Genomic DNA, 14,580 nt, shown 5'->3' with positions numbered 1-14,580 from the left:
AGGAAATACTGGCAACAACATGAAAATACTTGTCTTAAACGCTGGATCGAGCAGCCAGAAAATACGTCTGTATGAGGTACAGGAACCGCTACCGGAGCAGGCACCTGAGCCACTCTGGAAGGGAGATGCGGACTGGACCAGAACGAATGGAAAAGCCGTCATTTCCATAGAAAATAGACACGGACAGAAGCACGAAGAGGAGATCGAGACACGATCACGCCCCGAAATCACCGACAAAATGCTGCAAATGCTGTGGGGCGGTCCAACGAAAGTCATTGAGCAACCAGACGACATCGCAATGATTGGGCATCGTATCGTGCATGGTGGTGACCGCTATCGAACAAGCACGCGCGTTACCGCAGAGGTCAAAGACGCTATTCAACAATTAGCAGAGTTTGCGCCGCTGCACAACCCAGCTAACCTTGAGGGAATCGAAGCAGCAGAGCAGTTATTCGAGGGTCAGCCGCAGATTGCCGTGTTTGACACCAGTTTCCATAGCCAGATGCCGCCACACGTCATCACCTATCCGGGTCCGTATGAGTGGTTTGAGCAAGGCATTCGACGCTACGGCTTTCATGGCATCAGCCATCAATATTGCACGCGGCGCAGCGCCCAAATTCTGGGGCGCGACCCCTCTACATTGCGATTGGTTAACTGTCACCTGGGCAATGGATGTTCGCTAGCAGCCATTCAGCATGGATATAGCATCGATACCACGATGGGCTTCACGCCGCTGGAAGGGTTGATGATGGGCACGCGTTCAGGATCGATAGACCCCAGTATCCTGCTCTATCTGCAACGTCAAAAAGGCTATGATACTGGTCAGCTCGAACGCATCCTCAACAAAGAGTCCGGTTTGAAGGGGGTCTCTGGCGTCTCTGGTGATCTACGCCAGATTTTGCACGCAATCGAGAAAGAGCAGAACGAACGAGCCATGCTCGCGCTTGATATCTATGTCTATCGCCTGCGACTCTTTATCGGTATGATGGTTGCAGCATTGGGCGGCATAGATGTGCTGACCTTTACAGGTGGCGTTGGCGAGAACTCTCCACTCGTGCGTGAGCGTGCCTGCGATGGGCTAAGCTATCTCCACCTGAGCCTGAACACTGAGAAAAATGCCGCCTCCCCGGTTGACGAGGATATTGCCGCCGCCGATTCAGCGGTGCGTGTCCTGATCGTGCACACCGAGGAAGATTGGGAGATTGCCCTTGAGTGCTGGCGTATCGCCCATCAAAATTAGCAGATTATCGTAACAAAATTACTGGATGTCCTTGTTTCGTTGTAGTAGCAATAGAGAGTACAATAACGCATAGGAGATAGATTATGACCTGATTCAGGAGGCATCACAATGATGAACTTATTTGTAGCAACCGGCGATGGTCTTGCGCACCTCCAGCAACAATTGGGGAACTGGACGGCTTCGCTCAAATTGCAGGGTCAAGGCATCCAATGTCTGGCCCTCGATCCACAGCAGAGCAACACGCTCTACGCCGGCTCCTCTGACAACGGCATGTGGAAAAGCACGGACGGTGGCATCACCTGGCTCCATCTCGATCTTCCACAAGCCAACATCTTCTCGCTCGCCGTCAGCCCCATTGATGGCACAGTCTACGCAGGTTGCGAACCAAGCATGTTGTTTAAGAGCAACGATGGAGGCGAGACATGGCGCGAATTAGCGGCCTTGCGCGCTATTCCCTCTGCACCAACCTGGAGCTTCCCTCCCCGACCCTGGACCTCGCACGTTCGCTGGATCGCACCCAATCCCCACAATGCACAGGTGTTGCTGGTCGGCATAGAGCTTGGAGGGTTAATGTATAGCGAGGATGGAGGAGAAACGTGGGAGGATCATCGCTTTAATGCTCAACGCGATGTTCACGCCCTCGCCTGGCATCCACAGGCAGCAGGACGAGCCTATGAAGCTGGCGGCGGTGGCACGGCATGGAGTCGCGACGGCGGCAAATCCTGGGAACGCCTCGATGCGGGACGCTCCCATCACTACACCTGGGGACTCGCCGTCGATGCAGACGATCCCGATTGCTGGTACATCTCGGCCTGTCCAGGTCCGCGCCAGGCCCACTACTCCCCCAATGCACAGGCCGCAATTTATCGCTGGCAACAGAGCGGCCCCTGGAAACCTGTCCTCTCCTCGTTGATCCACTTTCCCTATGCCCTGACCTGTCTAGCAGGGCAGCTCTACGCGGGTTTAAGCGATGGCAATATCTATGCCAGTTCCGATAAAGGCGAAAACTGGCACTGTCTGGAGATACAAGGCGACCAGATACCCAAGATCCTGGCAATAGCTGGCACGGTCAAATAACGAGAGCAGATCTTCTCATACACAAGCTGTCTGACCTGTACGAGATTGAAAACAGCGTACTATTCCTTCGGGGGCGGTAGTTTCTCGTCGCTGCTTGCCCCGCTCACGCTTTTCTTAAATTCCACAATACCTTTACCGATAGAGCGGCTCAACTCGGGCAACTTCTTCGAGCCAAAAAGTAAAACACCCAGCGAGACTATAATGAGCAACTCAGGCCAGTGCAGCCCTAACATGTGGCAATCCTTTCTCCCTACGGCACCACTGATGGTGTGCGGGTCAACAGCAGACATCATAACTCTGCTCTGCATATAGAGATGCATGAGGTGGTTGGTTTGTGACATCGTTTCTCCAATAGAAAATCTATTGGAGAAGTCCACCAGGAACGCAACTGAACAATTTACCTCTCGCCATTCTCTACATCTGGTGCTACAATAAGAAGGTCATCTATTCCCTCCATACATTGTTTTCGTAATTGGAGTGACCGCAGGGTGCGATGCAGCATATGCTGTTGTAAAGCAAGTCTCAGGTGCCAGACTGTTTCATGCTTTTTTCGTGCGTATATATTTCCTATTACTTGAATACCAAACACGAATTTGTCAGCTTCCATATTCATGGCCCGATGAACAGGTACACCAGAGACCTTGACATTTACCGTTCTTTTAAGCAAAATTGTAGAGAGTCAGAACTATGTGAGATATACGGGCTGCACAACGTATATGTATCATAGGGATGGCGAGTGAGCAGTAATCATGTCTATCTCTCCCTTCAGGAGTAAGTTGTCTTGCTTACGAGAGACTACAAGCAGGGTGCCTCGACTTACCATATCACTGAGAGATATACACAGGTCTGCAAGGAGCGAAGATGGTGCGACAGGATTGGTCAGACGATGACCTCGCCCAACGGCTATATGAGCGTGATCCCGATGCATTGGAAACGCTAATTTCCCGCTATTCTAGAGAAGTATTTTATTTTATTCGTCTGGTATTGGACGGGGTTGGCGTTCTGCAAGATGCAGAGGAATGCGTAAACGATCTCTTCGTAGCTGTCTGGCAAGAAATTAACACCTTCGACCCCGGTCGAGGAACTTTGCGCACATGGTTGACGATGCGCGCAAAGTATATTGCGTTAGACCGAAGACGCCAACTGTGCCGTCGCCAGGCACATAGTATCCAGTCCGCTGATGAGGATCGCCAATGGCACACATCAGATGGAACACATAGCCGCAAATCAACCAGTTGGGGCTATGACGGAGACAACAGAGTCGCACTTCCGCCACATCCAGAAGCCAGTATGGAACACTTACTGGAACAGAGTGAGAGGCGCGAAGCATTGCACCTCGCCCTGGCAACGTTGCCGGAGCTTGAACGTTATTTAATCTATCAACGCTATTTTAAATTTGCCAGTACGGAGGAACTGGCAGCCAAGACGGGATTATCTCGTCACGCCGTAGACACTCGTCTCTGGCGAGCGCGAAAAAGCCTACGCGAAGCGCTCAAGGAGCATGCATATGAGTATGAGCGAATTTGAAAGCAACCTGCATGCGTCAGATGATGATCTTCCCATGCAGCATCAGGCTCTTCCTGATGATTTCTCCGAGGATGATATTGAGTTTGCTCAAGAACTGGGTGTCCTCTTCTCTCCTGAAAAGGAGGAGATGCCACCCTCTTTTGTTCAAACGCTGCTAGAACCTGAAAACCCGCGTTTTCAGCCGGTGGAACATGGCTTCGAACTGAAAACACGTGCGCGCGTCTTTCGCCAGCTTAAATTGCAGCGTCGCCTCTTCCATCCCCAACCTGCTTTTGCTCAGCTTTATCCAGTTCGGCGCTCGCTCGCTGCACTGGTAGCCGCCGTCATGCTCTTTATGCTGGTAACAATGGTTGTCACCAGCAATTCGTTCGCGGCAGGCATGGTCTATCTCCTCTCAGGTCCACACAGCGGGGTAGTGCAGTTCTATGCCTATCCTGCACCAGCGCACCAATCGCAGGCCGAACAGCCAGCACCAGTTCAGGAGACCTCACCTCCTCGCTTGAGCCTGCTGGAGATGCAACAAAACCTGAATTTCCAGGTCCACTGGCCCAGCTATCTGCCCGCTCATTACAGCGTGGATAGCGTGAATCTCTACAAGGGTTCTGAAAATGTCTGGACCGATGGCCCGATCATGCAACTGGTCTGCACGCTCTCACTGCCCGGCGTCCAGCCACACGGCACCGGCAACATTATCATCCTGGAACTCAAGCCGATGGGTGATGGCAAAGTGTTGCAGGGGGTCGCGATCAACTCATCGCATCAAATTAAGATCGGCTCCAATGGAGAACCAGGGCTGGTGGTGAATGGTCAATGGCATAGCATTAATAAAACAACGCATACCTGGGTCGATAATGGCAGCGTCGAACTGATCTACGAACGCAACGGCATCATATTCTGGATTCAAGGCGACCAGCGCGATGGCATCGACAAAGATGGCAAGGTGTTGGCGGAGATCGCAACATCCCTTACCCCGCTCGACGTGTCGCGCATCGCCCATATGAGCCGCTTCGATGGTTTGCAGCAATCAGCAGACGATCTCGGGTTTACCTACGTCGGCGATATCTATGACAGCGATATTCTGATAGTTCCCGACCCCGATAAACCGATCACGCCCGCGAGAAGCACGATGCATCTTTCATGAGACATGCGCATTTGAGCCAGCTGATGAGGCAGATCTTTGCACTCTTCAGCCTCCTTGTGCTGGCCGTTGCATGCAGCAACCCGACTCCTGAGCAACATACCAGCTCTCCTCTCTTGAGCCATTATACGGCCACACCTACATCCGCTCGCTCACCCAGCGGAAAACTTGTTCTGGGGAGTGCAACATTTCCCACCACAGCAAACCCTCTCTTCTCCAGCACCGACGCTGATCTGGCTATCAATAACGCGCTCTGGGGCCAACCAGTGATCTATGATGCCCAGTTTCGTATATTGCCCGATCAGCTAACGGAGGTACCACTCCCCGAAAATGGTGGAGTGATCGATGGTGGCAAAATGATTATTATGCATCTGCGTCACGATCTGCACTGGTCCGATGGGCAACCACTGCTGGCCGGGGACTTTCAATACTGGTGGCAGCTCAACCAAAATGCATTGACGGGGGCGACGATTCGCTCAGGCTACGATCAGATCAACAACATCGAGACGCCGGACGATTTCACGGTAATCCTGCATATGAAGCGTCCCTTTGGCCCCTACCTCTCGTATCTCCCCTACGCCGCTCCTCGCCACGTCTGGCAGCAAATCGCCCCTATCGATCTGCAAAACACACCCGCAATCTTTTCCACACCCCGCGTGACCAGTGGCCCCTATGTGATACAGAGCATGGTCGAGAATCAAAGTTACACACTCATCCCCAACGCCTATTATCACTCAAGTAGCTTTCGCGGCCCCTTCATCGCTCACCTGACCTATCAAACCTACGCAAACACCAGCGTGCTCGTTCAGGCCGTGCAGCAAGGGCAGGTCGGCGTTTCTCTGGGCTATAGAGACGATGACCTGGGCGCACTCATCCATCTACCATCTTCGATTCAAGTGCAAACGAGAGCAACTGCTGCGTACGAACACCTCGACTTTAATCTATCGCGCCCGCTGCTACAGGATAGCAATGTGCGCCAGGCCATTCAACTTGCAATTGATATCTGTACCCTCATACGCACCACACTCCATGCCTCTGACTGTGCCAGACGCGCAACGCAAGTAGAACCTCTTCCATCGTTATTCTACGATACATCAATTGCTGCCAGCCGCTACGATCCCGTCGCCGCTCGTCAATTGTTGGCGCGTGCGGGCTGGCACCCTGACGTACGTGGTATGCTCACGAAACAGGGACAGGCGTTGACGTTGCATCTGGCGACAACAGCACAATCTCCTCTCCGCCTGCTTATCGCTCAGGCCATCCAACGCTATTTGTATGCTATCGGCATTCAGGTAAAAATAGAGACCTATTCTCTCAATAGATTTTTTGACATCTATACAAAAAGTGGTATACTGGCAACGGGTGCATTTGATCTAGCATTGTTTACGTATGCCAACAGTCCTGAGCCTGATGACGAGTATAACGTCTTCCACTCCTCACAAATCCCTGATACCAGCCACCCGGAAGCGGGTAACTATGGGCGTGTGCATGATGCAATCATCGATCAGGCGCTTGCCCAAGGACGAAGCAGCATGGCATTTACTGAGAGGGTTGCTGCCTATCATCGCTTTCTACAGCGATTGGCGAACCAGATGTATGTTATTCCTCTGTGTACTGACATCAATAGTCATACTATTGATGCAAGCGTGCATAATGTCATACTCAATGCCAATCCATCAATGAACACCTGGAATATCGCCGACTGGTGGCTCTAAACCTGGACTATTGGCGCATGCATTACTGGGAAGGTACTCTATGCAAACTCAACAATCTCTTTATCAGGCAGTCGTTGCGCTGATCCGACGCGATGAAGAACTTCTCCTGATCGAGCAACAAGAACCGTATGATCCCGTGCCTGTCTGGATCTTGCCCGGCGGCAGTGTTGAACCGGGCGAATTACTGCATGAGGCACTGGCACGCGAAACACGAGAAGAGACTGGATTGACAATTATACATCCAGGCCATTTAGCCTATATTGCTCAGTACGATAACCTGTCAGAAAACCACCAGTTGGTCGTCTATGTATTTGAGATCCAGGATTGGCGCGGCGATATCGCCTGCAATGATCCTGATGGACACGTGATCCAGGCTCGCTTCTGGCCGCTTGTTGAGGCGCTGAACCAGTTGGAGGCCGATCCTCTGCGCTTCCGTTGCGAACCGGTCCTTTCCTACCTGCGTGGCGAGTCCGGGGCTGGCATTCCCTGGTTCTATCGCCGCTTTGCCGATCATCAGTATCGACTGTTATGGGGGCCAGGTAAACAAGAGGCACTCTAAATTCGCTCTAAATTCTGAATTCTGGGAGTTCTGGCCTATCCTCTGCAACGGGATCGCAGGGTAGAGCGTACTACTTAATGAAGAGTACGAGTGAAGATTACGTCAACAGTTGACAGGAAAGAAATTTGTCAACTTCTTTTAACACAATAATCATGGAAATGAGCGAAATAGTTACCGCTTCTCCGCTTTATTCCACAATTATTTCGTTAAAAGATATTGTTGCTGTTCCCATCGCCAGAAATTGCAACGTCTGCCCAAAAAGTTTGTAATACTGGACAGCATCCTGCTTCATCGGGTATGCTATGTATTAGTTAGTAGTACCATATGCTTACCCCGTGGGAAGCAATGCTCTCTGGCAATGGCGACAGAAGCAATACCATCACACCTCAAAGGAGAGGCACATGAAACAATTGACCAACAGGGTGAAGTTGGGCAAATCTCGCGGTTTACCCAATCTCCGCATCCTTCGCCAGCGCAAAGGATTGAGCCTCGGACAACTGGCGGATTTGACGGGCCTGCGCCGGGATACCATTACCCATCTCGAAGCCGGACGCGTCGATCCTGAGCCATATCACCTTCGTATATTGGCCCGTGTGCTTGAGGTCCGAACCTTCGAGCTTGTCTCATAACTTCACGTCCGGTACAGCCGTCGCTCATCACAGGCGAACGGCTCCCTCCCGGTACGCTGCTAAGGGCATCTTTTCCCGATAGATGCCCTGCTAATTTGTTCTTAGGAGAATACATGTGAAACACCTGAATCCACCTGCCAGACTCGCCTTCGCTTCTCTTTTCTCGCTAATCGTTCTATTTGCAACAATTTTTCTTGATATCGCCTTCCACTTTCCTCAACCCGCAGTCATCGTAGTCATGATCGTCACAACTATCATCGCCATGTTTATTTTTGTCAATATCAAAGGATAACAGTTCATATCAAAACACGCATCCATCCCCTTGACTTTTCCTTTTTCTCGCATTATAATTAATCAAACAGTCAATTAATTATTGTAATGCGTTTTAAGGGGATCAGTGTTATGGCAAGAACTCCAAAAACGATCGAAGATCGACGTGAGCAAATTCTCGATGCGGCGATGCGCGCCTTCGCACGCAAAGGCTTTACACGAGCCACCAATAAAGATATTGCGCAGGAGGCGGGCATTACTCCGGGTCTGATCTACCATTACTTTGAGAATAAGGAAGCGGTTCTCAAGGCTATGATCGAGGAGCGCTCTCCAGCCCGCCTCGTCCGCGCTCTCTCCCAGGAATCGCGGGCGCTTCCACCCGAAACATTTCTGCGCCTGCTCACGCAACAGGCATTGCAAAGGGTGGAGGGCGACGATTTTGTCCAGATATTACGAGTTATGCTGCCAGAAGCAATTCATAACGAAGCTGTTTCACCATTGATTGCCAATGTCCTGGGAGAAGTAGTCTCTTCCTTGAGCAGTTATCTCGCCGCCTGCATGGAACGTGGAGAACTGCGGCAGGCCGACAGCATGCTAGTAGCTCAAATGTTTATCGGCAGCGTCATGGCTTTTGTGTTGCGCCGCCACGTTTTGCGCGATCCACTCGCTTTACAGTACAGCCAGCAACAGATTGTAGATATTGTCGTAACAACAATGCTCAACGGCCTGTTGCCATGTTAATTTTCATCACCCTTATTAATTGTCCAGCCAATTAACCAGTGGCTCATACAGAAAGTGAGTCAGAAAGAAGGTGCAGATGCAACAACATAATTCCGTTCCAGCGAAGGAGCATACGCGATCTCCTCCAAGTACCGCCAAAAGCGGCTAGCAGATGTCCTGCCCGAACTCATCTCGTTGTTTGAACTCCCTGCCTCACGTCCTCCTGACGCAGAAGAATCCTGCGCTGACGGCACAGGTGATCTTCTCCCCCATTAATAGGGCACAACGCATCCACATGCTTGGACGAGTGCGTCTGAGGGAAAGATCTGAGGGCTTCTTGATGAGCTGGAAGATCGACCTGTGAAGAGGGAGTCAGAAGAGAACACAAAGCATGACCGGGGAGAAGAGGAGTACAATGAAGCGAGAGCAACAGTATCCATGAGTCATGACAGAAGGCAAAGAAGGAAGGAGAAAGCAGATGAAGGCAGAGGTGTTGATTGTTGGTTCAGGACCGACCGGTCTGATGCTGGCTGGCTGGCTGGTCCGTTTGGGGAGACGCCCGCTCGTGATCGATAAAAAGGAGCATGCGAATATTCATGAGACACGAGCCATCGGGGTCCAGGCTCGCACCCTCGAAACGTATGGGATGTTAGGCATCGTTGATCGCTTCCTGGCACAGGGAGTTGCTGCACAGGGCCTCGATCTACTGGTCAATCAACGCAGAGTCGGGGGCATCAGGCTTGGCGAGATAGGAAAAGGACTCAGTGCCTACCCCTACCTGTTTCTGATGTCCCAGGAGAAGACGGAGCAGCTCTTGCGTGAACACTACCTGGAGCACGGCGGAGAGATCATGTTACAGACGGAACTGGTAGATCTCCAGCAGAACCAGGAAGGGGTCACGGTGCAACTGCGGCGTGCTAACGGGGAGATGGAGTCCTTGCAGGTTGAGTATGTCTGTGGCTGTGATGGGGCCAAAAGCACGGTGCGCCATCTGCTCGGCCTCGATTTTCCCGGGGAAACCTACACCCAGCGCTTCTTTCTCGCAGATCTCATGGGAACCTCCAAGAGCATAAAGAATACGATTGGTCTGTGGCTGGAGCACAACCAGCTCCATGCGGTCTTTCCTCTTGGTCCTGAGAAGTATCGGGTGATCAGCGTGCTTCCCCCAGAGGTGGCCGGGCAAGCAGACCCAACGTTTGAGGAGGTTCGCCCTCAGATTGAACAATGCACGGATATGCAGATCCGCCAGGTGAACTGGTTTACGACCTATCACATTCATCATCGGGTCGCCGATGCGTTTTGTCGTGGTCGCGTCTTCCTCTTAGGAGACGCAGGCCATATTCATAGCCCGGTGGGTGCTCAGGGTATGAATACCGGACTGATGGATGCCTCCAACCTCGGCTGGAAACTGGCGGCGGTCCTCAACGGGGAAGCTGACGAGCGGCTGCTGGCAAGTTACGAACCGGAGCGCATCGCGTTTGCGCGTTTGCTGGTAAGGACCACCGACCGCATCTTTACTCTGATGACCAGCCGTTCGAGGGGAGTGCAACTGGTGCGCAACCTCGTGCTCTCGACCCTCTTCACGGTCTTCTCCTGGTTTTCTTCGGTGCCACGAGCCTTCTTTGGCCTGATCTCACAGACCCGCATTCACTATCATGAGAGCCCCATAAGCCGGGGACAGGCGGGCAGGGTGCAGGCAGGGGATCGTCTGCCCTGGATAGCCTGGAAGGAGGGGGGCGGCAATTATGATGCGCTGGGGAGCTTACGCCCTCAACTTCAGGTGTACGGAACTGCCTCGCCTGAGATCGAAGCCTTTGCCCGCCAGCATCCCGAATTTCCTCTGACCTGCTTCCCTTTTACCCCGCAGGTGGAGCGGGCAGGGTTCCAATCCGGGGCATGCTACTTCCTGCGGCCCGATGGCTATGTCGCCTATGCTTCACCCCAGTTCAACCAGCAAGCGTTCCAGACCTTCCTGCGTGATGCCTGGGGATGGCAAGAGCACACGGCAACAGCAGCCAGAGGAACAGAAGAGGCAACACGTGATTGAGACGACGCAGGAAGTGGCAGATCTGCTTGCCATTTCCCCCGTTGAAGGAACAAGCAAGAGCGAAGACTGAGCTGAGAGCGAGGAGGTGTCACTCGCTCCCTCGCTTGGTCTGTATTGCTTTCTTCTGTCTGAGCTGTCGTATCATCTTCAGAATACTCAAATCGATCCAGACCAGGCATTCAATCGCTCAAGCGTGAAAGCCCTCATTGCAGCGTGTCATACGGCGCACCCTTTGTGATAGTAGGAACACGATGCCGCCCACCAACTTGAAACGGTCTCTCGATTGCCTATGATTCTCTCTTTTGTATCTCCTGATCAAATCTCTATGATTCGAGGAAAGAGCACAACCGTGACATCTCATCTCTACCACTTTTCTAACTCCTGTGCCTTCTGCTCAGCAGGGGTAATGACATGCTCTTTGAGCGTGGCAAGTAAATGGGTTTGATCGGCGTAGGAGTAGGTGGGCAATACCCAATGATATCTCTGCCTCAGATCACGAAACATGCTGTATTCTCTCTCGCCACTCAGAATCACAGGCTGAACAGGAACGACCGTGTGAGGAATCACAGTTGCGACCTCGTGTGGTGCGCTGCTTGGATCTGTCAGATCAACGATGATGAACCGAGCCAGGTGGGCAAGCGTACTGATGGTTTCTGTCAGATCACGGCTGATTGGTTGGTCGAAGTCAAACAACACGGGCGAGTAATTGTGTTTGCGTAGCTCTTCTCTCAGCGCGTCCAACACGGCTTTCCGTTCGGGAGTAAATCGACCAAGAACTAAGACCACTTTGGAGGTGATCGTGTCGATCACGTCACGAATTTCTGCGTTCTTCAGCAGAAGGTAGATAAACTGAGCTATCTTGAGATTATCAACGGTAATGGTTGGCTCATTATCGAGAGTAATGACCAAGTCATTTTGTGTTGCTCCTTCCGGCTTGAGATTATTGATGGTAATGGTTGCTTCGGGAGATGGAGTGATGATTAGGTCATTTTGTGTTGCTCCTTCCAGTTTTACATCCCAGACAGCTATGCCATAAATGTAGCAGCGAGTGAGGATCGCTCCTGTCAGATCGGTTTTCACTAACAGGCCCTACGTTAAGGAAGACGCCCTCTAGCCGCAAAGTAGATAAGTGCGGCACAGTTTTGGAAGAATCACCTCTTTAGGCAATGGTCGTTTGAGAGAGAGGAATGCGCTCAGTCATATCGAGCGTAAAGCGTCCATACGGGTTCACATGCTGATAAAAGAGCGGAGTCAAGCCACGCCAGTCTTCCTGCTTCATGGCCTGCTTCCATTTTTCCTCAGCCAGAACCTCCTGGAGCAGGAGGGTATTGACCAAGGCGAGGCTGACCTGGATCAGATGCAGGCACAGGAGCGCCATCTCTTGATCTTCCGGGCGATTGGAGAGCAGCTCCCCTCCACGAGCGGAGAAAATGAAGCCATTCACACTGTTCCATTGCTCAATGACGTTCAGGGCTTCCTGGATGTCCTGTCTGAGTCGCACATCGCTGAGATAATCGCAGAGGAAGATGGTCTTGATCACACGGCCCAACTCGTGAAGCCCTTGATAGGTGGGGTGCTGAAGGTTACTACGTGTAAATCGCCGTAGCAACGCATCGGCCTCCGCCGTTCCTGTCTTGAGAGCTGAGGCGTACTTGACCATCATATCATATTGTTGCGCTATTGCTTCCCAGTTGATCGGCTTTCCCAAAGCTTCTTTGAGGTGTGGGTAGTTGTCCTGTGTGTCCGCCTCCACCAACGCTAATTTTTGCGAGTGGATCGGCTTGAGGCGAGGCAGCAGGCGAAATCCGAGGAGATGACTGAAAGCAAACCCGATTTCACTCTGACCATGAGAATCGGTCATCTGGTGCTTGATCGTCATATCGGTACAATGGCGAAGCACTCCTTCCAGCATGGCAGCCACTTCAGAGGACGTGCAAGACTTTAACTGCGAATAAATGCAGACAGAGCGACGCTCCACATGCCAGTACACCAGGACGCCTGGCGCACGATAGCGTGCGTGCCATTGCGTCAGCAGGTTCTGATCGACCGCGTAAAATCGTTTGGAGTCAGAGGCACAGGTAGAGGTCGCCGCTCCCCAGATCGACTCCAGCCGAGCGCGAAGCAAGGCGTTGACCACCTGAGCGATGGCAGCGCGCATGTGCTCTTTGTGGAGATAGCGCCGTCGCGTATAGCGTAAATCTTCGGCAGTGATGTTTGGGTCAACGCCAGCCATTCTCTTGAGTCCCATATTGGTTCCCATCCCATACATGCACAGCAATAAACGCTTTTGCAGTAATTCGGGGTCGATGGCTTCACGGCTCCCAGTTGACTGGAAACAGTTCAGGCATCCCGTGAGCATGACTGATTCTTTGAGCATATCCAGCAAGCCGAGCACACCCCATCGGCGCAGAATTTCCGTTTTCAGGCGCGGAAGATGTTTGGGTTCAGGTTGCTTCGGAAGCGGAGAGAGCGTGATCCAGCCTTTGCCGCGTTTGGTGCCAATTGCCACATCGCTCGGCTTTTTTGCCATGAAGCGTTCAAAGGAGGCGAGCGCCGTCGTCAACTGCGTCTTTAAGGAAGCAATGAACTCATCAGCCGAAAGGGGCAGGTTGAGATCCGCGTAATAGGTGGCTCGATGTTGGTCAAAATCACGTGGAAGGTCGTCTTCCGGGTTGCGAAATTGGGCGGCTCCCGAGACCCAAATCTCTTTGCTCCGCACGCGCTCGCGCAAGGTTTGCAACACGCTCAGTTCGTAGGTCAGGCGATTGACACGGGTTTCCCCAGCGCTATCTTTTTCGGTCACAATGTTCTCCCAGGAATCGGGAACAACACCCTCAAGAGGAGGGCTGACCTCAAGGGGATACCAGGCGACCCGGCTACTCACGTACTCGCGAACAACGGCAAGTGCCTCAATCACGGGCTGATACGCGGTGTTGTTCGAGTGAAAGTCGAGCACCTCCAGCAAGGCCGGGAGAATCTGGCGATAATGATTGCGATACGAGGAGCGCATGACCTCTTGCACCTTTTGCCGGTACGCTCCCCCCTGCGCTTTGTATTCAGCCACCAGGTCGCGCAAGGTTTGTTCGTTCACGACCGGAAAGACCACGTCTCGAACGGATTTATCAGGATGCTCCAGCGCGGCATCAGCGATCTTATACAGAATGCGCGTTTTTCCTGCAACTCGTTTGAGATCGTTGATATAGACAGCTGGTAAATGTCCTATGAAGTGAGACAATCTGGCCCTCAAACATGGAACATTGCCCTCAATGTTGAACGACTTCAGTCCAGTCACCGCAGCTATCGGCTCCCCAGGCGGCTTGTTGTGGTCAGTCGTTGTAAATTTGGGCAAGAAGCTATCCGCCCTTTGTCCCTCTACACGCTCTGTAAGCGGAGGGAAGGTTCCAGCAGGACGCTCGTCTCTCCTACAACCAAGCCATTGTCCAACCTGAAGATCGTAGAAAAAGCAACGTGACGCAACGTTGTGCTCTGTTCCCACAAAACGTTCTGAGAGGAGATATCCTAACTTCTGAGAAGGTGACACCCGTGGCGGCTCAGTGAGCGCTCATTCTGCTTCGATGCCAGATGGCCGACGGATCACTCCCCGCTGTCCATCTGACATGTGTCCTCGATCCCTCGCGCCGCTACTTTCTGACCCTCC

At 52.4% G+C, this 14,580-nt stretch carries 13 protein-coding genes; 10 read left to right on the top strand and 3 right to left on the bottom strand.

Features of this window, described 5'->3' with window-relative positions:
• The first annotated feature begins 19 nt into the window (after positions 1–19).
• Together K3T83_RS24960 and K3T83_RS24955 are read left to right on the top strand one after the other, a co-directional pair.
• Positions 20–1,240, top strand: coding sequence for an acetate/propionate family kinase (locus K3T83_RS24960; RefSeq protein ID WP_220205638.1), 1,221 nt, complete (start codon positions 20–22; stop codon positions 1,238–1,240).
• 108 nt (positions 1,241–1,348) lie between these two features.
• Positions 1,349–2,317 (top strand): WD40/YVTN/BNR-like repeat-containing protein, encoded by a 969-nt coding sequence (locus tag K3T83_RS24955; protein WP_220205637.1) that lies wholly within the window; start codon positions 1,349–1,351, stop codon positions 2,315–2,317.
• A gap of 59 nt (positions 2,318–2,376) precedes the next feature.
• Here the strand turns inward: K3T83_RS24955 and K3T83_RS24950 are convergent, their stop codons facing one another.
• Positions 2,377–2,658, bottom strand: coding sequence for a Sec-independent protein translocase subunit TatA/TatB (locus tag K3T83_RS24950; RefSeq protein WP_220205636.1), 282 nt, complete (start codon positions 2,656–2,658; stop codon positions 2,377–2,379).
• Between the two features lie 520 nt (positions 2,659–3,178).
• Here K3T83_RS24950 and K3T83_RS24945 point away from each other — a divergent pair.
• The 8 genes from K3T83_RS24945 to K3T83_RS24910 all read left to right on the top strand — a co-directional run bounded on the left by K3T83_RS24945 (position 3,179) and on the right by K3T83_RS24910 (position 10,922).
• Positions 3,179–3,844, top strand: a complete 666-nt coding sequence (locus K3T83_RS24945; RefSeq protein ID WP_220205635.1) for a sigma-70 family RNA polymerase sigma factor — start codon at positions 3,179–3,181, stop codon at positions 3,842–3,844.
• Positions 3,825–4,985, top strand: coding sequence for a hypothetical protein (locus K3T83_RS24940; RefSeq protein WP_220205634.1), 1,161 nt, complete (start codon positions 3,825–3,827; stop codon positions 4,983–4,985). The genes K3T83_RS24945 and K3T83_RS24940 overlap by 20 nt, the downstream gene beginning before the upstream one ends.
• Positions 4,982–6,697, top strand: coding sequence for a peptide ABC transporter substrate-binding protein (locus K3T83_RS24935; RefSeq protein ID WP_220205633.1), 1,716 nt, complete (start codon positions 4,982–4,984; stop codon positions 6,695–6,697). Before K3T83_RS24940 ends, K3T83_RS24935 begins: the two co-directional genes overlap by 4 nt.
• Before the next feature lie 40 nt (positions 6,698–6,737).
• The gene (locus K3T83_RS24930; protein WP_220205632.1) at positions 6,738–7,256 is read left to right on the top strand and encodes an NUDIX domain-containing protein; all 519 of its coding nucleotides are present in this window, start codon (positions 6,738–6,740) and stop codon (positions 7,254–7,256) included.
• 401 nt (positions 7,257–7,657) lie between these two features.
• The gene (locus K3T83_RS24925; RefSeq protein WP_220205631.1) at positions 7,658–7,885 is read left to right on the top strand and encodes a helix-turn-helix transcriptional regulator; all 228 of its coding nucleotides are present in this window, start codon (positions 7,658–7,660) and stop codon (positions 7,883–7,885) included.
• A 115-nt stretch (positions 7,886–8,000) separates the two neighbouring features.
• Positions 8,001–8,177, top strand: coding sequence for a hypothetical protein (locus tag K3T83_RS24920; protein WP_220205630.1), 177 nt, complete (start codon positions 8,001–8,003; stop codon positions 8,175–8,177).
• A gap of 110 nt (positions 8,178–8,287) precedes the next feature.
• Positions 8,288–8,896 carry a TetR/AcrR family transcriptional regulator gene (locus tag K3T83_RS24915; RefSeq protein ID WP_220205629.1) on the top strand — a complete coding sequence of 203 codons (609 nt, stop codon included), beginning with the start codon at positions 8,288–8,290 and terminating at the stop codon, positions 8,894–8,896.
• A gap of 457 nt (positions 8,897–9,353) precedes the next feature.
• Positions 9,354–10,922 (top strand): FAD-dependent monooxygenase, encoded by a 1,569-nt coding sequence (locus tag K3T83_RS24910; protein WP_220205628.1) that lies wholly within the window; start codon positions 9,354–9,356, stop codon positions 10,920–10,922.
• Positions 10,923–11,285: 363 nt separating this feature from the next.
• Here the strand turns inward: K3T83_RS24910 and K3T83_RS24905 are convergent, their stop codons facing one another.
• Complete coding sequence (locus K3T83_RS24905) at positions 11,286–12,002, bottom strand: hypothetical protein (RefSeq protein WP_220205627.1); 717 nt, start codon at positions 12,000–12,002, stop codon at positions 11,286–11,288.
• A 79-nt stretch (positions 12,003–12,081) separates the two neighbouring features.
• A complete protein-coding gene (locus K3T83_RS24900) occupies positions 12,082–14,271 on the bottom strand; it encodes a Tn3 family transposase (RefSeq protein ID WP_220205626.1) in 2,190 nt (729 codons plus the stop codon).
• Between the last annotated feature and the right edge of the window lie 309 nt (positions 14,272–14,580).

It is taken from the genome of Reticulibacter mediterranei, from assembly GCF_016587455.1.
The sequence above is the reverse complement of the archived record's forward strand: the minus strand, read 5'-3'. Positions and strand labels throughout refer to the sequence as shown.

Bases quoted from the DNA above. Each gene is read 5' to 3' on its own strand.
- K3T83_RS24910 (WP_220205628.1), top strand. From the start codon at position 9,354: ATGAAGGCAGAGGTGTTGATTGTTGGTTCAGGACCGACCGGTCTGATG.
- K3T83_RS24960 (WP_220205638.1), top strand. From the start codon at position 20: ATGAAAATACTTGTCTTAAACGCTGGATCGAGCAGCCAGAAAATACGT.
- K3T83_RS24935 (WP_220205633.1), top strand. From the start codon at position 4,982: ATGAGACATGCGCATTTGAGCCAGCTGATGAGGCAGATCTTTGCACTC.
- K3T83_RS24915 (WP_220205629.1), top strand. From the start codon at position 8,288: ATGGCAAGAACTCCAAAAACGATCGAAGATCGACGTGAGCAAATTCTC.
- K3T83_RS24940 (WP_220205634.1), top strand. From the start codon at position 3,825: ATGAGTATGAGCGAATTTGAAAGCAACCTGCATGCGTCAGATGATGAT.
- K3T83_RS24950 (WP_220205636.1), bottom strand. From the start codon at position 2,658: ATGTCACAAACCAACCACCTCATGCATCTCTATATGCAGAGCAGAGTT.
- K3T83_RS24955 (WP_220205637.1), top strand. From the start codon at position 1,349: ATGATGAACTTATTTGTAGCAACCGGCGATGGTCTTGCGCACCTCCAG.
- K3T83_RS24930 (WP_220205632.1), top strand. From the start codon at position 6,738: ATGCAAACTCAACAATCTCTTTATCAGGCAGTCGTTGCGCTGATCCGA.
- K3T83_RS24925 (WP_220205631.1), top strand. From the start codon at position 7,658: ATGAAACAATTGACCAACAGGGTGAAGTTGGGCAAATCTCGCGGTTTA.
- K3T83_RS24945 (WP_220205635.1), top strand. From the start codon at position 3,179: ATGGTGCGACAGGATTGGTCAGACGATGACCTCGCCCAACGGCTATAT.